13 protein-coding genes are annotated in these 17,927 nt (G+C 44.5%); 6 read left to right on the forward strand and 7 right to left on the reverse strand.

Annotated features, from left to right (window positions below; all coding sequences use genetic code 11):
- The first annotated feature begins 23 nt into the window (after window positions 1-23).
- From R7R78_RS00370 to R7R78_RS00380, 3 genes are all read left to right on the forward strand, one after another.
- Window positions 24-1,292 carry a DUF945 family protein gene (locus R7R78_RS00370; protein ID WP_005389614.1) on the forward strand — a complete coding sequence of 423 codons (1,269 nt, stop codon included), beginning with the start codon at window positions 24-26 and terminating at the stop codon, window positions 1,290-1,292.
- 137 nt (window positions 1,293-1,429) lie between these two features.
- The gene (serC, locus tag R7R78_RS00375) at window positions 1,430-2,524 is read left to right on the forward strand and encodes a 3-phosphoserine/phosphohydroxythreonine transaminase (protein WP_213871581.1); all 1,095 of its coding nucleotides are present in this window, start codon (window positions 1,430-1,432) and stop codon (window positions 2,522-2,524) included.
- A gap of 83 nt (window positions 2,525-2,607) precedes the next feature.
- Window positions 2,608-3,939: a D-serine ammonia-lyase gene (locus tag R7R78_RS00380; protein WP_213871582.1), complete on the forward strand. Its 1,332-nt coding sequence runs from the start codon at window positions 2,608-2,610 to the stop codon at window positions 3,937-3,939.
- A 97-nt stretch (window positions 3,940-4,036) separates the two neighbouring features.
- On the opposite strand, the gene cydC is transcribed toward R7R78_RS00380, so the two are convergent.
- The 3 genes from cydC to trxB all read right to left on the reverse strand — a co-directional run bounded on the left by cydC (window position 4,037) and on the right by trxB (window position 8,601).
- Complete coding sequence (gene cydC / locus R7R78_RS00385; protein ID WP_213876550.1) at window positions 4,037-5,758, reverse strand: heme ABC transporter ATP-binding protein/permease CydC; 1,722 nt, start codon at window positions 5,756-5,758, stop codon at window positions 4,037-4,039.
- Window positions 5,751-7,538, reverse strand: coding sequence for a heme ABC transporter permease/ATP-binding protein CydD (gene cydD / locus R7R78_RS00390; RefSeq protein WP_225472788.1), 1,788 nt, complete (start codon window positions 7,536-7,538; stop codon window positions 5,751-5,753). Before cydD ends, cydC begins: the two co-directional genes overlap by 8 nt.
- A gap of 103 nt (window positions 7,539-7,641) precedes the next feature.
- The gene (gene trxB / locus R7R78_RS00395) at window positions 7,642-8,601 is read right to left on the reverse strand and encodes a thioredoxin-disulfide reductase (protein WP_005377991.1); all 960 of its coding nucleotides are present in this window, start codon (window positions 8,599-8,601) and stop codon (window positions 7,642-7,644) included.
- A 359-nt stretch (window positions 8,602-8,960) separates the two neighbouring features.
- On the opposite strand from trxB, the gene R7R78_RS00400 reads away from it, so the two are divergent.
- Both R7R78_RS00400 and R7R78_RS00405 read left to right on the forward strand, forming a co-directional pair.
- Window positions 8,961-9,617: a 2OG-Fe dioxygenase family protein gene (locus R7R78_RS00400; protein ID WP_005377989.1), complete on the forward strand. Its 657-nt coding sequence runs from the start codon at window positions 8,961-8,963 to the stop codon at window positions 9,615-9,617.
- Window positions 9,601-10,836 carry a cysteine desulfurase-like protein gene (locus R7R78_RS00405; protein ID WP_054576433.1) on the forward strand — a complete coding sequence of 412 codons (1,236 nt, stop codon included), beginning with the start codon at window positions 9,601-9,603 and terminating at the stop codon, window positions 10,834-10,836. The genes R7R78_RS00400 and R7R78_RS00405 overlap by 17 nt, the downstream gene beginning before the upstream one ends.
- Window positions 10,837-10,926: 90 nt before the next feature.
- Here R7R78_RS00405 and R7R78_RS00410 read toward each other — a convergent pair whose 3' ends face one another.
- Window positions 10,927-11,751, reverse strand: coding sequence for a DUF2797 domain-containing protein (locus R7R78_RS00410; protein ID WP_225472789.1), 825 nt, complete (start codon window positions 11,749-11,751; stop codon window positions 10,927-10,929).
- A gap of 333 nt (window positions 11,752-12,084) precedes the next feature.
- Between R7R78_RS00410 and R7R78_RS00415 the strand changes: the two genes are divergently transcribed.
- Window positions 12,085-13,422 (forward strand): GGDEF domain-containing protein, encoded by a 1,338-nt coding sequence (locus R7R78_RS00415; RefSeq protein WP_225472790.1) that lies wholly within the window; start codon window positions 12,085-12,087, stop codon window positions 13,420-13,422.
- 142 nt (window positions 13,423-13,564) lie between these two features.
- Here the strand turns inward: R7R78_RS00415 and R7R78_RS00420 are convergent, their stop codons facing one another.
- The 3 genes from R7R78_RS00420 to R7R78_RS00430 all read right to left on the reverse strand — a co-directional run bounded on the left by R7R78_RS00420 (window position 13,565) and on the right by R7R78_RS00430 (window position 17,742).
- Window positions 13,565-14,935 carry an SLC13 family permease gene (locus R7R78_RS00420; protein WP_017634863.1) on the reverse strand — a complete coding sequence of 457 codons (1,371 nt, stop codon included), beginning with the start codon at window positions 14,933-14,935 and terminating at the stop codon, window positions 13,565-13,567.
- Between the two features lie 229 nt (window positions 14,936-15,164).
- Entirely contained in the window at window positions 15,165-15,899 is a 735-nt protein-coding gene (locus tag R7R78_RS00425; protein ID WP_151514699.1) for a vancomycin high temperature exclusion protein, read from the reverse strand.
- A 154-nt stretch (window positions 15,900-16,053) separates the two neighbouring features.
- Entirely contained in the window at window positions 16,054-17,742 is a 1,689-nt protein-coding gene (locus tag R7R78_RS00430; RefSeq protein WP_005377977.1) for an NAD-dependent malic enzyme, read from the reverse strand.
- Window positions 17,743-17,927 lie beyond the last annotated feature (185 nt).

Here is a 17,927-nt window from a genome sequence, read left to right on the forward strand (position 1 = left end):
GAAAATATCTAATAAGTGACGTTATGCAAAATCTTAAAAAAATCGGCGCCATTGGTGGTGCTATCTCATTAGCGCTGTGTTGGCCATTGGCTGTCGGACAAATTGGTCAGTCCATCATTGAAGATGGTATTACCAATATGAATGATGAAATGATTAAAGGCGAAGTGGTCGAGTATCAGCGTGGCTATTTGTCTTCAGTCGTGCTGACTCGTTATTCAGTTGTTGATCCTGAGCTTAAAACGCAGCTAGAGCGTGATGGTATGCCAACGACGTTTGACGTAACCAGTGATGTTAGCCACGGTCTAACAAGCCTAACAGCTGATTCAAAATTGGTGGACAATGACTTTTTGCCTCTCACGATGCATAGCCAAACTCAACTAAATGGCAATACAGCATTTATCCTCGACCTAGACAGTTGGCATTATCGTAACGAAGCGCAAGGTGTTTCTGTTTCTACAAGCCCTGCAAAAGTAACAGGTGATGTGACGGTATTGGGTGATCTCAATTACCAAGTTTCCGTTCCTTCTGTTCAAGTGGATTTTGAAAACGGTGAAGAGCTTCATCTGAATGCATTGACAGGGCAAGGTAAAGGAAAGCAAGCAAAAGGCTACTGGTTAGGCGAGCAATCTTTCTCTCTAGAGAAGCTAGATGTGGTTGATGCGAACTTAACGCCTGTCTTTTTGATTGAAAATGCGAGCTACCGTGGTAACACTACGATGAGTGAGTCTGGTGATAAGCTGAACAGTCAATTAAACCTAGATGCTAAGAAACTACGTTTAACTGATGGGACGGATGTCGATAACTTTAAGTTGGATTTCTCAATTGCAGATGTGGATAGCCAGTCTTTTGATCAAATTATGTCTATCTATCAAAGCTCTCCTATGCTAGATGAGCAGGAAATTGCGAATTTATTGCCGCATGTCGATACGCTGTTTAGCAAAGGTTTTGATTTATCCGTGAACGAGCTTTCACTCGCGTTCGGTGACGGCAAGTTCCACAATGAGTGGCAACTATCCATCCCTGAAGGTACTGAGCATATTACTCAAGATCCAATGAAGTTGGTGACGGCCACTACTGGTGAACTTAGCACTTACTTCTCTGATGAATTAGTAACGCATTACCCATTTATTCAAGAAGGGATTGATGAGCTCCTTATTATGGAGTTGATCGAAAAAGTAGAGGGCGGTTATCAATTAAAAGCAGAAATTGGTGAAGGCAAATTGAAGTTCGAAAATGGGCATGAGTTCCCATTGGTGGCTCTACTTATGCCTGCTTTGATGCAACAACAGTAATTCGTGTTGTTGCGAATTTGTTCCAATTCAACGCTTAGTCTTTAAAAAGAGGTCGTAAGACCTCTTTTCTTGTTTTTATCACTGCGAAAACGTGATATTAATTTCGTAATATTTACATAGCAGGAGCAATGAGCATCATGGAACAAAATACGGACAACGTATTTAACTTCAGTGCAGGGCCAGCAGGTCTGCCTAAAGCAGTTATGCAGCAAGCACAACAGGAACTAATCGATTGGCAAGGCCTTGGTACTTCGGTCATGGAAATCAGCCACCGAAGCAAAGAGTTCATCAAAGTTGCAGAAGAAGCCGAGCAGGATTTACGTGATCTTCTGAATATTCCGGACAACTATAAAGTGCTGTTCTGCCAAGGTGGTGCTCGTGCTCAGTTTGCTGCTGTTCCTCTAAACTTACTTGGTGATGCCGATACGGCAACTTACATCGATGGTGGTTATTGGGCTGAAAGCGCGGTAGCTGAAGCGAAAAAATACTGCGAACCAGACGTGTTTGATGCAAGAACAGAAATCAACGGGAAAGTCGCGGTTCTACCTGCAAGTGAATGGAAAATTGCTCCAGAAGCGGCTTACGTTCACTTCTGTCCAAATGAGACCATTGATGGTATTGAGATTAACGATCTTCCTATCACCGACAAACCGATTGTTGCTGACATGTCTTCGACAATTCTTTCTCGTGAAATTGATGTGTCGAAATACGGTGTGATTTACGCGGGCGCTCAGAAAAATATTGGTCCTTCCGGCATTGCTATTGCTATCGTGCGCGATGATTTATTAGGTATGGCGAAGCAGGTACTACCAAGTATTTTGGATTACACTGTTTTGGCAGAAAAAGAATCAATGTTCAACACGCCACCAACCTTTGCATGGTACTTGTCTGGTCTTGTTTTCAAATGGCTGAAGGCACAGGGTGGAGTAAAAGCAATTGAGCAAGTGAACCGCGCTAAAGCCGCGCTACTGTATGATTACATCGATCAGTCTGATTTCTACCGTAATGGCGTGCACTCAGCAAACCGTTCTTTGATGAACGTGCCATTTCAACTTGCTAAGCCTGAACTAGATGCAACCTTCCTTGAGCTAGCAGACTCTAAAGGGCTGAAAGCGCTAAAAGGTCACCGAGCAGTTGGTGGTATGCGAGCATCCATTTATAACGCAATGCCGCTAGAAGGTGTTCAAGCGTTAGTAGACTTCATGCAAGAGTTTGAGAAAAACTACGCGTAAGCTCAAACTGATAGTTGTTCTCCAAAGCGTCGCTATTGCGGCGCTTTTGTTTATCTCAACTCACATCATTCCAGGAAGGTAAAATGACCAAGGCAAATATTGAAGCGCTGACTAAGCAGTTCCCACTCTTGGCAGCACTTATTGATCTTGAAGAGGTTTGTTGGTTTAACCCCCATATCACTTCCTTGGAGGAAGGCTTACCTCATGTCGGGTTAGGTGAACAAGATATTCAAGTTGCGAGTGAACGGCTAACACGATTTGCGCCTTATTTGATGAAGGCGTTTCCCGAAACGGAAACGTCGCGTGGCATTATTGAGTCCCCAGTGGTGGATATTCCCAATATGAAAGTGCGTTTGGAGCAGCAATACGACACACCAATATTGGGCCATTTAATGCTCAAAAAAGACAGTCATTTGCCAATTTCTGGTTCGATCAAAGCGAGAGGTGGTATTTATGAAGTGCTCACTCATGCAGAAAAGTTGGCGTTTGAAGCCGGCTTGCTCTGTGAAAACGATGATTACAGAAAATTGTTCAGCAATGAGTTTCGGCAGTTTTTTAAGCAGTACAGTATTGCGGTTGGCTCAACCGGCAATCTTGGTATGTCCATCGGCATCATGAGTGCGAAGCTGGGTTTTTCAGTTTCAGTCCACATGTCTGCGGATGCGCGGGAATGGAAGAAAAATAAGCTCCGGTCGCATGGTGTTAATGTCGTAGAGCACCAAGAAGATTATGGTATTGCTGTCGAGCAAGGTCGTAAAGAGGCAGAAAAAGATCCCAACTGTTTCTTTATCGATGATGAAAACTCACGGACGCTGTTTCTAGGTTACTCTGTTGCGGGTGAGCGTCTTAAGCAGCAATTTGATGACTTGGGAATCGTGGTTGATGAGCATCATCCATTGTTTGTTTATCTTCCTTGTGGTGTTGGCGGCGGGCCTGGTGGCGTGGCATTTGGCTTGAAGGTAGCATTTGGCGAGCATGTCCACTGTATTTTCGCAGAGCCAACGCACTCACCGTGCATGCTGTTGGGCGTACATACAGGCTTGCATGACGATATTTCGGTACAAGATTTGGGTATCGATAACATCACCGCCGCTGATGGTTTGGCAGTAGGTCGTGCCTCGGGATTTGTCGGAAGAGCGATGGAAAGGCTACTTGATGGTTTTTACACCATTGATGACGCTCGTATGTATCACCACTTGGGTGAGTTAAGTGAACTGGAAGGTATTAATCTAGAGCCTTCTGCATTAGCCGGTATGATTGGGGCAGTGCACGTCTCGAATAACCATGCTTATCAGTCTCGAATGAAATTTGACGAAGAAAAACTCAAAAACGCAACACATCTTGTTTGGGCAACAGGTGGGGGCATGGTTCCGGAAGATGAAATGGCGGCTTATCTCAAAAAATCTGGTCGGTAAATCAGCACTGTATACGTGCTTAATTAGGTAACTAATAATACAGGAATAACAAAAGGGCTCATCGTTTGATGAGCCCTTCTCGTCACTGAAAATCGAATTATAGAGATTGTAATAGCTGGTAGTAACGACCTTTTTGAGCGAGTAGCGTTGGATGGTCGCCTTGTTCGATGATCTCACCTTGTTCCATCAAACAGATGCTATCCATACTTTCTAACTCTATCAGTCGGTGTGTAATGAATACTACTGTCTTATTAGCAAAGTGTTCATTGAAAAGCGCCATCACTTTTTGTTCCGTACGCTTATCGAGGCCTTCAGTCGGTTCATCTAAGAGTAGGATTGGGGCATCACGTAGCAATGCTCGAGCAATACCGATTCGACGTTTCTCACCACCAGATAACTGACGACCGCCGTCGCCTAACCAAGCGTCTAAACCCGGCTCTTCAAGAAGTCCGCCAAGCTCGACTTTTTGTAAAATAGTAGACAGTTGCTCATCACTTGCATCCGGCGCGGCCATGAGTAAGTTGTCACGTAGTGTCCCGTTTAGTACATCTACGCGTTGACTGACCACAGTCATTGCTGCTCGCAGGTCCGACTCGCTCCAATCTTGCAGTTTTGTACCACCGATTCGAACTTCACCTTGGTTAACATCCCAGTAGCGGCAAAGAAGCTGAATCAGTGTTGATTTACCTGAACCTGTTTGACCTACAATTGCAGTTTTAGTGCCCAACGGTAGTGAGAGTGACAAGTCTTTCAGTACCTTTTGCTGACCGTCAGGGTAAGTAAAATCTATGTTGTCGAATTCAATGTCTAACGTTGTGTCTTTATGTTTCGACTGCTCAGGGAAGACAACGTCAGGTTCAGCCAAAATTACTTCATTTAAACGACGAGCAGAGGTCAACGTTTGACCAAGATACTGGAATGCGCCCGCGATAGGCATCAGAATCTCAAAGCTCGCCATGGTTGCAAACGCAAACAGCGCAATCCAAGGATCAGGAGCACGACCACCTACGCCGTCTGCAGAAAACCAAAGCATCACAACCAGTGTAAGGCCGTTCACCAGCATAAGCAGGCCTGAAGCCATGCCCGTTAAATTCGCGTTCACAAATTGGTTAGACAGCAACTGCTTCTGCTTCTCTAGAATGAGATTACGATAACGTTCTTCTGCTCCAAAGATACTCAGTTCACTGTAGCCTTGAAGCCAGTCCAGTGTCGCCACTCGCAATTGCGCTTTATGATGAGTGAGCTTCTCGCCATTGTTTTTACCCAGTTTATAGAACAGTACTGGCCATACAAACAACATGACGGTAAGAATCGAGCCAAGCAGTAGGGCGAGATGCCAATCAAAGAAAGCCAGGACAGCCGTTAAACTCAATATGCCAAAAATACCAATCACGACAGGGCTGATAAGTCGAAGGTAAACGTGATCCATCGCGTCTACGTCCGCTACTAGGCGGTTGAGCAGATCGGCATCACGCATCGTAGAAACACGACCCGGAATCAGTGGTGCAAGTTTCTTAAAGAAGAAGATACGTAGATCGGTAAGCAGCTTGAACGTTGCATTGTGGCTAACGACACGTTCTCCCCATCGACCTGCGGTTCGAGCCATTGCAGTGCCGCGTACCCCGGCACCTGGTAACATGTAGTTGAAGGTCTCACGAGCAACCGTCAAGCCTGCCACCGCTGCGGCTGAAATAAACCAACCTGATAGCGTTAATAAGCCAATAGACGCCGCTAAGGTCAGAAATGCCAGTAGCATACCTAGCGAAAGACCAAACCAGTGTTTCTTATAGAGTTTTAGATAAGGGAGTAAATCACGCATCTAAGTTCCCCTTGTCTGTTTCACGTTGTGCGAGGTTCGCTTCCAACATGTCTTTAAATAAGCCATATTCTGTCGACAGTGTGGCGTAATCACCACGTTGAACAATCTGGCCGTCCTGCATAACAAGAATTTGCGATACGTTTTGTAAAGGCGCAAGTTGGTGAGTAATCATCAAATTCGTTGTGGCATGCGCATACTTGTTAATGCCTTCCATCACGAGTTTTTCACTGCGAGCATCTAAGCTTGCGGTTGGTTCATCTAATAACCAAAAACGACCATTTTGTAGCATGGCGCGAGCCAGTGCTAAACGCTGCGCTTGGCCGACAGATAAACCACCAGAACGATCAGATATCGGATAATCCAACCCATGCATTTCAACAAATTCAGCAGCGTGAGAGTCATTCAACACAGAATGTACGTCTGCATCCTGAATATTGTGCTTACCTAGTGTGATGTTATCTTGAATGCTACCGTGTAATAGTATCGGGTTTTGACCAATCCAGCTTACTGCCTCTCGCCATGTGGCTAGATCCAGTCGCGACAATTCACAACCATTAATCTTCAAGCTACCTTGATAAGGCATGAAACCGAGGATGGTGTTTACCAAGCTTGTTTTGCCTGCGCCACTTGGTCCAACTAAAGCCGTACTTTTGTTGGCTTCAAGAGAGAAGGATAGGGGACCTGCGAGCTGCTTACCTTCCGGACTAAAAATGGTTAACTGGTCCGCTTCAATATGGATAGGGCTGTTTTTATCTAACGCTTGGGTACCATCTTTGATTTGATCGACTTCCAAACCCAGAAACTCGACAATGCTTTCTGCTGCGCCAACCGCTTGCTGTTTCGCATGATAGAACGTGCCCAAATCACGTAATGGCTGATAAAACTCTGGCGCAAGAATCAGAATGAACAAACCAGCAAAGAGCGTAACACCTGTGCCGTAGTAGCCGAAGTCCAGCTCCCCGATATAACTAAAGCCAAAGTAGACAGCGGTAATTGCGATAGAAATAGAAGTGAAAAACTCTAACACCGCAGAAGACAGAAACGCGATTTTCAGAACGTCCATGGTACGAGTACGAAAGACTTCTGAAGCACCCTTTAGCGTCTCAGTTTCAGATTTTGTTCTATCGAATAAGCGAATGGTTGTCATTGCTTGCAAGCGGTCATAAAAGTGACCCGACAAACGCTGCATCGCTTTAAAGTTTTTACGGTTTGCTTCTGCGGCTTTCATCCCAACCAGTGCCATGAAAATAGGCACTAGTGGTGCAGTGACCAGGAAGATCAAGCCTGCTGCCCAGTTTACTGGGAATACGACAACCAAAATGATGAAAGGCACTAGTACCGATAATGACATTTGAGGCAAGTAGCGTGAGAAGAAATCTTGCATATCTTCTACCTGCTCTAAGATGAGCGTTGCCCAACTGCCAGCAGGTTTGCCTTTGATGTAAGCTGGCCCAAGTTTATGAACTTTATCTAAAATGAGTTGGCGAATATAAACTCGAATTTGCTCCCCGCAACGGTAACCGGCAAGCTCTCGACCCCAGGTACAAGCAGCTCGACCGATAACCGTGCCACCGAGCCCAACAAAATGCCAGATGAGGTCGGCTTTGTCGACTTGGTCAATGATTAACTGGTGCAGAATGGAGGCGAGCAGGGCTGCTTGAGCCAATAAAAACATGCTTGAAAGTACGCCTAGGCCTATCGCAATCATAAGCCAGCGCTTGGCTAACTTACTTTGTTGCTTCAGCCACTTATTCAAGCTGCTTTGCTTTTTCTTATCCATCGTGAAGGCTTAATGATAATTGTTTTAATGAGGCGGTAGTATACAAAAGAAAACCCAGCGGGAATACCGCTGGGCTTTAAGGATATGACACAAATGTGAAAAGTTATTTGTCACCAAGTGAGTCTAAGAAACGTTCAGCATCTAATGCAGCCATACAACCTGTACCTGCAGAGGTGATCGCTTGACGGTAGTTGTGGTCCATTACGTCGCCAGCTGCAAATACACCTTCGATACTAGTTTGTGTTGCGTTGCCTTCAAGACCTGATTGAACGATGATGTAGCCATCTTTCATGTCTACTTGGCCTTCAAAGATTTGTGTGTTTGGCTGGTGGCCAATTGCGATGAATGCACCCATTACATCGATATCTTCTGTCGCACCGCTGTTCACGTCTTTAATGCGGACGCCCGTTACGCCCATATCGTCTCCCAGTACTTCATCGAGAGTGCGATCGGTATGAAGAACGATATTACCGCTTTCAACTTTATCCATCAGACGTTTCACAAGGATCTTCTCTGCGCGGAATGAATCGCGGCGGTGGATCAGGTGAACTTCTGACGCAATGTTAGATAGGTATAGCGCTTCTTCAACAGCCGTGTTACCACCGCCCACAACTGCAACTTTCTGATTACGGTAGAAGAAACCGTCACAGGTTGCACAAGCAGAAACGCCGCGACCTTTAAATGCTTCTTCAGACTCAAGGCCAAGGTATTTTGCTGATGCGCCGGTAGATATGATTAAGGCATCACAAGTGTACTCACCTGAGTCGCCTTTTAAACGAAATGGGCGTTGTGATAGCTCTACTTCATTGATGTGATCAAATACGATTTCAGTTTCGAAACGCTCGGCGTGTTCTTTCATGCGATCCATCAATGCTGGACCTGTCAGTCCCTCAGCATCGCCTGGCCAGTTTTCAACTTCAGTTGTGGTGGTTAGCTGACCACCTTGTTGCATTCCCGTCACAAGCACAGGGTTTAAGTTTGCACGCGCTGCGTAGACGGCAGCTGTGTATCCTGCAGGACCAGAACCAAGAATTAATAATTTACAGTGTTTTACGTCGCTCATTATGGCTCCAAAAAGGGCGTAACATTTCCCTCGATTGTATGGAAATTCTTAGTGCTTTAAAAGCATAAACAACGATTGTGATCGAATAATTGGTTATAGATTAGAACCCACTAAATATTGATTGAGAACGTTGACTTCTAGCATAAAATTCTATTCGTAGTAGAGAAGTCTAGTTTCAAATATTGTCAAAGCGTAAAACTGAAACATGGCTCTGTTTTTGTGGCTTGGTTTGGTTTGTTATGTTGTTTTCGTCGTTTTGTTGAAGCTATCAACGTTAAAAACTGGTAATTGCAGAATATTTGCGTAACCTAGTGTGTAAATTAAATGTTAATTAATGTGCCTCATTAAAGGAGCAAATGATGTTACATTCACGTGAGAATACTCTACATTTAACACAGCTCAGCATGGCAGCAATTGAGCAGCTTTCCCCATCGTTTGAAGAACTGCCTCGTACCGAACATGCAGATGGTCAGTATCGACTACGACGTTATTCTGTGGTTGGTTTTGATAACGGCAAAGTCATCGACTTAAATAAAAATAGCTTTGTTCAATCCTCTGATATCAACCGATTTCAAGGTGATGTTGTAAGACAATTCGAGCCAATTGAGAAGGATATTCTTACCAGCGATGGCTTTCGAGAAATGTGTGAATTGTTTGTCAATGCGAATCATCTGCCAAACGGTCAAGAAATAGAAATTCACCAAATCCGTATCAGGGCACTGGAAGAAGAAACCCAAGTAGCACCTGAAGGTGTGCACCAAGACGGTTTTGATCACATTGCAATGGTTGGTGTGGGACGCCATAACATCATCGGTGGCGACATCATGCTGTACAGCAGCCATAACCAAGCCCCATTTTTCCGTAAAGTGCTAGAAACCGGAGAGGTCGCAATCTTGGCTGATAGCAAGCTGTGGCATAACGCGTGCCCAATCCGCTCTGTTATTGATGACGAAGCGGGCCATATGGATGTATTTGTACTCACTGCTACGGATAAGCGTAATGAACTTCAATCTTAATCAGATCAGAGAGCAATTTCCGGCGTTGGCTCAATACCACAACGACAAGCCCGTGACGTTTTTTGATGGTCCAGGTGGTTCACAAGTGCCTCAATCAGTACTAGACAGCATGGTAGGGTATTTAGGTCGTTTCAACGCTAACTTAGGCGGGCATTATTTTTCTAGCCAAGTGACCGTTGACGTAATGCAAAATGCGCGTGAGTCGGCTCAGGTTCTACTTAATGCCCCTTCATCTGGCAATATTGTCTTCGGTGCCAATATGACCTCACTAACCTTTCAGCTTAGTCGCGCGATTAGTCGAGATTGGCAAGCAGGAGATGAGATCATTGTTTCCGCTTTGGATCACTATTCAAATGTATCCAGCTGGCAGCAAGCGGCAGAAGATAAAGGCGTTACGGTTCATCAAGTTCGTATCAACGAAGAAGATTGTACGCTGGATATGGAGCATTTAAGCCGCCTTCTTTCTGATAAAACGCGCCTTGTCGCTGTGACTTATGCATCGAACACGACGGGCTCTATTGTGGATGTACAGCAAGTAGTCAGCATGGCGCACAATGTTGGGGCACAAGTTTATGTGGATGCCGTCCATTATGCGCCTCATCATTTGGTTGATGTTCAAGCGTTAGGTTGTGACTTTTTAGCTTGCTCAGCTTACAAGTTTTTCGGACCGCACGTTGGTATTGCTTACATAGCCGATCAGTGGCTCCACAGTATTCGCCCTTACAAAGTCGAGCCTGCCACTAATATAGGCCCAGGTCGATTTGAAACAGGAACGCAAAGTTTTGAAGGTCTTGCTGGTGTCGTTTCTGCGGTTGAGTATCTGGCTCAATTTGGTGAAGTCGGTTTACCTCTTCGCCAACGATTGGAGCAAAGCTACCAACTGTATGAACAACATGAGCAGCGCTTGAGTGAGCGTTTCTTACAGCGTTTGAATGCATTAGATGGTGTCAATCTATTCGGTATCGCAAAGGAAGATAGCCAACTCCGCACGCCAACTTTTGCGCTAACGTTTGACCGATATTCTCCAGAGTTCATCGCGAAAACACTGGGTGAACATAACATTTGTGTATGGAATGGTCACTTTTATGCGTTGGGCTTAGTTCGTCAACTTGGTTTAGAAGAATCGGGTGGTGTAGTGCGAATTGGTTGTATGCATTACAACACAATAGAAGAAGTCGATATGTTATTCGATGTGCTTGAAAGCATCCTTGACGCATAACTAACGATTTCTTCCTGATAGAAAAACAAAAGCTCGGGTCAAACTCGAGCTTTTTTCGTTTTTATTTGAATCAACGCGTTCTGCAAGCGATTACGCACTAACTTCAACTTCATAGGAAGTGAATTTTCTTACATTAATAACGCCGGTATCAAAGATGAGGTATTGACCTTTGATGCCTTGCAAAGTGCCAGTAACAACCGGGTTTTTATCGAAGTTATGCGAAGTGATCTTCGTTGGGTGCCGTTGTACCGGGTAGCTAAGGTCGGTAATGCTTTCGTTTAATACTTCAATGGCATCTTCGCCGAATTGCTGTTTTATCTCGGCAATTTTCTCTTCGACTAAAGGCAATAGCTCAGCAAAACGGTCCTGCAATGCCATAGGTTCACCGTCACCTTTAAGCAGTGTGCGCCAATTGGTCTTGTCTGCGATATGTTTCGCCAGTTCAACTTCAATTAAACCGGAGATATGGCGAGTTTTTACTTTAAAAATTGGCAAGCCCTGAGTCGCGCCTTGGTCAATCCAACGAGTCGGGATTTGAGTATGACGAGTAATACCAACTTTTAAGCTGGATGTGTTGGACAGGTAGACAAAGTGATCCACCATGCAATTATCTTCACCCCATTGTGGTTCGCGACAAGTCCCTTGATCGTAGTGGCAGGTCTCTGGCTTCATGATACACATGTCGCAGCTTGCTAGCTTTTTCATGCATACAAAACAGTGGCCTTGCGAATAACTCTTTTTCGTTTTCTTTCCACATGAGCAACAAAAAATATTGCCAGTGTGAGTCAGTGTGAGCGTTTTACCCAGAAAAGGAGTTAAGTCGATCTCTTCCTCACCGACAGGAAGACGGTAGTTGACGGCACCTTCCAGAGAAGCACGCATTTTGTTTAGCGTGCCAGTTGCAATTAATGACATGACATTACTCATTATTGTGTTTTTGCACAGTATATACTGAAGTGGAGAAGAGATGCAGGGTTGACAGGAGCTTTAAAGTAAATGTCTTGCACTAAATTATTATGCATCGTGTTTTATTTTCTAAAAATTATGGCTGTGAAATGCTTCGCAAATAGAAGTTGGGCTGCACTTTTTAGAAATTTTAAAACGTGATAACGGTTCAAAATCCGTTACCATGTGTCGAAACTAAGAATTGAATGAAAAAGCGATTTTATTTCTTGATAAATCACCTTGATTTCATTTTTGAAATTATTGAACCCCACGTATTGTATAATCTCAGCAGGTCACTTGCCCATGAAGTGGATCCATAACTTTATCTTTGCTCTTTCTATTTGCACTATCAGTTTGGTTGCCCTTTATAGTGTGCTTGGCGATACGCGAAAGCTGACCATTACACCTGAGCATTTCAATATCTATGCAACTAAAGATGCCAGTGAAGGAGGTGTGAGTGATGCAGATATCACATACGATCGGCAAAGCCTAGTCCTTAGCTGTGAACTAAAGCAGAGCTCGTATGCTTGGCCTTACTGCGGAATCTCGGTTTATACCGATTCAGCAACGCCAACACAGGGTATTGACCTTTCCAACTACCATACGATTCGATTGAAGGTGCGATATGAAGAGGCAGGAATAGGGGCTAACCCTAGCCACGACCTACGTTTGTATCTTCGCAATTATAATTCTGAGTATTCCAAGCCGGACGACGAGTACACCATTAAATATAATGGCATGCAGTTTTCTCCGTCGGGTTCGAGCGATATTGTCGAAATTCCGATTAAAAATCTTCAGGTGATGACCTGGTGGTTAGCAGATAACGGAGTCGCGATTGAGCACTCTGCACCTGAATTTTCAAACATCACACGTATTGATATTGCAACTGGGTCTGGTGCGGCACTTGGTAAACATAGAATTGTGATTGATAAAATTGAGTTTGAAGGCGCTTACCTTGCGCAAGAAACATTGTTGTATGCATTATTACTCTCTTGGATGGCGCTTGGACTGGCTTTTTCACTGCATGAGTTACGAAAAAATAGAGTGGCTTATGAAAAAGCGCAAAAGCGTCACCGTCATTTGGAAAAGGTGAATGATACTTTGCGAGCTCAAAACTATGAGTTTGCAGAGTTAGCGCATCGAGATGCTTTGACGGGCGCGATGAACCGATATGCTGTGCAACACTGGCTGGAACAACAATCTCGTCAGGTTCGCTGGGGGCATAACACCTTCAGTATTCTCTATTTGGACTTGGATAAGTTTAAAAAAATGAACGACAAATTTGGGCACCAAATGGGGGATGACATATTGCGCGAATTTGTCATGGTGGTAGCGACTTCTATTTACTCAGACGATCGACTCGTTCGTTGGGGCGGCGAAGAGTTTGTCGTATTTTGCCCTGATACCAATATTGAACAAGCGTTAGAGAAGGCAGAAATGATTCGCAAAAATGTGGAGGATCATTTGTGGGTGCACGGTGATTCATTAACTTGCAGTATTGGCGTTGCCCAAATGCAGAATGAACGCGTCTCAGAAACCATGGCGAGAGCTGACGAAGTGTTGTATCAGGCGAAGCGCAATGGCCGCAACCGAGTGGAAGCTCATTATGGTTTACTTGCTTGCGAAAAGAAGCAAGCCTGATAGCCGTTCACTGAAAGGAAAGAAAAAAGGTGGCCAACTGGCCACCAAGAGGGAAACTGCTGAACACCACTTAGGGGGGAAGTTTGGGTTATCGATACGATTACCGTGAGCAGCAGTGTAGTGCTAATCGAACTTGCTATTTTTACCAGAACAACCAAGCGAAGAGCGTTAGTGCAGCAATACACGCAATGTTTAATACGAAACCAATTCGCATCATTTCTTTTTGCTTGATATGACCCGTACCGAACACAATCGCGTTTGGAGGTGTTGCAACTGGTAACATAAATGCACAAGATGCAGCGACGGCAATCAGTGCAGAAAGAATAACCGGAGACATGCCTAAGGCTTCTGCAATGGTCGCAAATACAGGGACAAGTAGTGCAGCACTGGCGGTGTTACTCGCAAACTCAGTTAAGAAGACAACAAAAGCAACCACTGCAAGAATCGTTAAGAGAATACCGGCTTGCTCAAGGAAGCCTGACAAGCTATGAGCCAAAAATACGCTTGTTCCGGTTGCTTTTAGGACGTTACTCAGACAGATACCACCACCAAATAGGATTAACACACCCCAGTCGGTTGTTTTCTCGATATCTTTCCACTCGACGGCGCGAGAAGCACCAAGTAGAAGGATGGCGCCAATAGCTACAAGAGTATCGAACTTCGCGAAGCCACCCAGCATAGCGTTAATAGGCTTACTGAATATCCACAACGTCACGGTCAGTAAGAAAATCGCCAACGTAATCATTTTGCCGTTTGTCCATTCGACTGGTTGATGGTCAAGGTCAAACTTGTGGCTAAGGTCAGGCTTAGTCATCGTGTACAATACGAGGATAGCGATTGGCATTAATACTAGGGAAATAGGTACACCAAACTTCATCCATTCAGTGAAGCTAAGGCCAACTTCAGCTGCTGCAATTGCGTTTGGTGGGCTACCAACCAGTGTTGCAATACCACCAATTGAAGCACTGTAAGCGATACCGAGTAGAACGAACAAAAAGGTGTTGTGGTTTTTCTTGGCGTCTAGCTTTGTCATCACACCCAGCACAAGCGGTAACATCATCGCGGCGGTGGCGGTGTTTGAAATCCACATTGACAGGCCAGCACTCACACCAAATAGCATGAATACAGCGACAGACATTTTTCCTCTTGCCAGCAATAGTACTTTATCTGCAATCGCTTGATCTAACTTTTGTTTATGTAGAGCCGCAGCTAGTGCAAAACCACCCAAAAATAGAAAAATGATGGAGTTGGAAAAGTTATTCAGTGCGGCTTGAGTGTTGAACACACCCAAAAATACCGCAAGTAGTGGTATGAGCAGCGCAGTAATGCTGACGTGAATCGCTTCGGTTAGCCACAGAATAGCAACAAAAACTAAGATGCTCAGGCCGGTTACTACTTGTGGTTCAAAGGGTAAGGTATTAAACAAGATAATGAACAATAGGATATTCGCGTTCAAAATCATGCTGTTGCGAGTGAAGAACCAATTCTTCAATGTCACAGCGAGTGCGGTCATGGGTAGTGCTCCTTTTGCATTGCCTTTTGTCGGTTTTTTATGGCAAAGTAACTGACTTGTAGTTATTTATTGATGAAATGTTACTTTGAATGCGAAAAAGAGTTTTGCCTGAATCGTAGAGCAAATTAGAAAGTGTGATGTTGAGAATTGGAAATGGGTAGAAAACTACCCATTTGTTTTATAGAAATGTTACTAGGCTGTTACTAGGCTTATGAGCCACGTTATTCCTCTATTCGACGGGGACTTGAAGGGGCTCGTTAGCTGTTTTATTTGGTTCTTTTACTGCAACGATAGGTTCTTGAGGGCCAAGAAACTTAGGCTGCGTATTGATAATATACAGGTCTAAAAACGCTTTCACACGGGCTAGCAGTTCTCGAACACGCATCGATGTTTTTTGCTTGTTGGCCGTCGGCCCTGCTACCGCGAGACACTGCGCATCAATGCTGTAAGCATCAGCGATGAACAGTGCGCGTTCACAGTGAAAGCGCTGAGTCACAATCAGAAATCGCTCCGAAGCAAAAATTTTTTTAGCTCGTACAATCGAATCTAAGGTACGAAAGCCAGCATAATCAAGGTGAATCACTTCTTCAGGCACGCCTGCTTTAAGTAAATCGCGTTTCATTGTCCACGGTTCGTTGTATGAACGGTGGGCGTTATCGCCACTCAATAAAAACTGTTTTACTTTGCCTTGGTTGTAAAGCTCAATCGCCGCATTAATGCGATGAGTGTAGTAAGTGTTGAGGATCTTTCCGATGTACTTACTGGTACCAAGAACTACGGCAACCTCATGTTGAGGGATTTGCTCGTATTCAGTGAAAATGCTCTCTTTGGCTTGTAAAACCACCCATCGGTCGATGGCAATAACAGAAACAAGCAGACTAAGTGCAGAGATCGACAAAATCAAAGCAAATCGCTTCCAGGAAAATTTCAGCTTCCACTTTGATCTTATGCGAGAAAACAACAAAACGTTTTATATCCTTAACTAAAAATGTAGTTCTCATCATATCTGATAGAAACAAAAAGAGAGAAGCCCATTTATGCCAAAATCTGGTTAGGATGATAAAAAAATAAAAGCCCCTACATGGTAGGGGCTAATTATTAAACGAATTGTCTCAAGCTTAGAACGCAGTGCGTTTGTAGCGGCGGTAAACAGGTTGCCAGAACGACTGTTCAATCGCCACGTTCAATGCTTCATCAGTAATTTCTAATGCGACACCTTGTTCAATTGCCTTTTTACCAACGGCAAATGCGATTTTTTTCGATACTAAGTGGATCTCTTCTAGTGGTGGAAGTAGAGCCCCACGACCGTTGATTGCTAGAGGAGAACATGTTGCTAACGCGCGACTTGATTCCATTAGCATCTCGTCAGTGACACGTTTTGCATTGACAGCAAGTACACCAAGGCCAATGCCTGGGAAGATGTAGCTGTTGTTACATTGTGCAATAGGGTAAGTGCGACCTTCATGAACCACTGGCTCAAATGGGCTACCTGTTGCAACCAGTGCTTCACCATTTGTCCAACGAATGATGTCGTTCGGTGTCGCTTCCACGCGGCTTGTTGGGTTCGACAGTGGGAAGACAATCGGACGCTTACAGTGTTTATGCATTTCTTCGATGACTTCTTGGCTAAATAGGCCAGGAGCACCAGAAACACCAATTAGTACCGTTGGCTTCGCGTTACGCATTACATCGAGTAGTGAGAAGCCATTTCCTTCATTTTCCCACTCTTTCGTATTGGTATGCTTTTGCACCAAGCGTTGTTGGAAATCAAGAAGGTTAGGCATGCCTTCTTGTAACAGACCCCAACGGTCAACCATGTAAACTTGCGAGCGAGCTTGCTCGTCAGAAATTCCTTCCGATACCATTTGTGCGATGATCGCTTCTGCGATACCACAACCAGCAGACCCTGCGCCTAGAAAGGTAATACGTTGTTTAGAAAGCTGAGTTCCTGCTGCTTTACAAGCTGCAAGTAGAGAGCCAACAGTAACAGCAGCAGTACCCTGAATATCATCATTGAAGCAACACACGCGGTCTTTGTAACGCTCTAGAAGAGGCATCGCATTTTTCTGAGCAAAGTCTTCGAACTGGATCAAAGCATCAGGCCAACGGCGCTGTACCGCTTGGATAAACTCTTCTACAAATGCATCGTATTCTGCACCCGTAATACGAGGATGACGCCAACCCATGTACATCGGATCAGCTAAGCGTTGCGGGTTATTGGTACCCACATCAAGCACGATTGGTAGCGTGTAAGCAGGGCTGATACCACCACACGCGGTATATAGTGACAGTTTACCGATAGGAATACCCATGCCGCCGATACCTTGGTCACCCAAGCCAAGGATACGTTCGCCATCTGTCACAACAATCACTTTAACGTTGTGGTTTGCTGCGTTGTTCAGCAAGTCGTCAATACGGTCACGGTTTGGGTATGAAATGAACAGACCGCGACCACGACGGTAAATGTTAGAGAAGTTTTCACATGCTGCGCCAACAGTCGGTGTGTAGATGATAGGCATCATCTCAGAAATGTGATTTTGCACTAGGCGGTAATACAATGTTTCGTTGGTGTCTTGGATATTACGCAGATAAATGTGCTTATCCATATCGCTTTCGAAACTTTTGTATTGCTGGTAGGCACGTTCCACCTGCTCTTGGATAGTTTCGGTCGACTCTGGAAGCAGACCTTCTAAGTTGAATGAACTACGTTCTTCAGCAGAGAATGCACTGCCTTTGTTCAAAAGAGGGGTTGCTAAAAGAGCCGGACCCGCATATGGAATATATAGTGGGCGTTTATCGTTGTTCATTGGGTGCCTTATGTAGGGTTGAAGGATGCGCACCAAATTTTAACGGGTTCACTATTTAGTTGTAAACATGCGTTGATGCACATCAATGTAATGTCGCAAAAAAATTCAGATACCGACGAAAATATCGGCAATATTGGTTGTTTAGAGATACCTAAAGCAGGATTTTTTTACTTGGGTATAATGTT

Source organism: Vibrio sp. 2134-1 (assembly GCF_033339495.1).

Coding starts and splice junctions, on each gene's coding strand:
- R7R78_RS00380 (WP_213871582.1), top strand. CDS start 2,608: ATGACCAAGGCAAATATTGAAGCGCTGACTAAGCAGTTCCCACTCTTG.
- R7R78_RS00410 (WP_225472789.1), bottom strand. CDS start 11,751: ATGTCATTAATTGCAACTGGCACGCTAAACAAAATGCGTGCTTCTCTG.
- R7R78_RS00415 (WP_225472790.1), top strand. CDS start 12,085: ATGAAGTGGATCCATAACTTTATCTTTGCTCTTTCTATTTGCACTATC.
- serC (WP_213871581.1), top strand. CDS start 1,430: ATGGAACAAAATACGGACAACGTATTTAACTTCAGTGCAGGGCCAGCA.
- R7R78_RS00420 (WP_017634863.1), bottom strand. CDS start 14,935: ATGACCGCACTCGCTGTGACATTGAAGAATTGGTTCTTCACTCGCAAC.
- R7R78_RS00370 (WP_005389614.1), top strand. CDS start 24: ATGCAAAATCTTAAAAAAATCGGCGCCATTGGTGGTGCTATCTCATTA.
- trxB (WP_005377991.1), bottom strand. CDS start 8,601: ATGAGCGACGTAAAACACTGTAAATTATTAATTCTTGGTTCTGGTCCT.
- R7R78_RS00400 (WP_005377989.1), top strand. CDS start 8,961: ATGTTACATTCACGTGAGAATACTCTACATTTAACACAGCTCAGCATG.
- R7R78_RS00405 (WP_054576433.1), top strand. CDS start 9,601: ATGAACTTCAATCTTAATCAGATCAGAGAGCAATTTCCGGCGTTGGCT.
- cydD (WP_225472788.1), bottom strand. CDS start 7,538: ATGGATAAGAAAAAGCAAAGCAGCTTGAATAAGTGGCTGAAGCAACAA.
- cydC (WP_213876550.1), bottom strand. CDS start 5,758: ATGCGTGATTTACTCCCTTATCTAAAACTCTATAAGAAACACTGGTTT.
- R7R78_RS00430 (WP_005377977.1), bottom strand. CDS start 17,742: ATGAACAACGATAAACGCCCACTATATATTCCATATGCGGGTCCGGCT.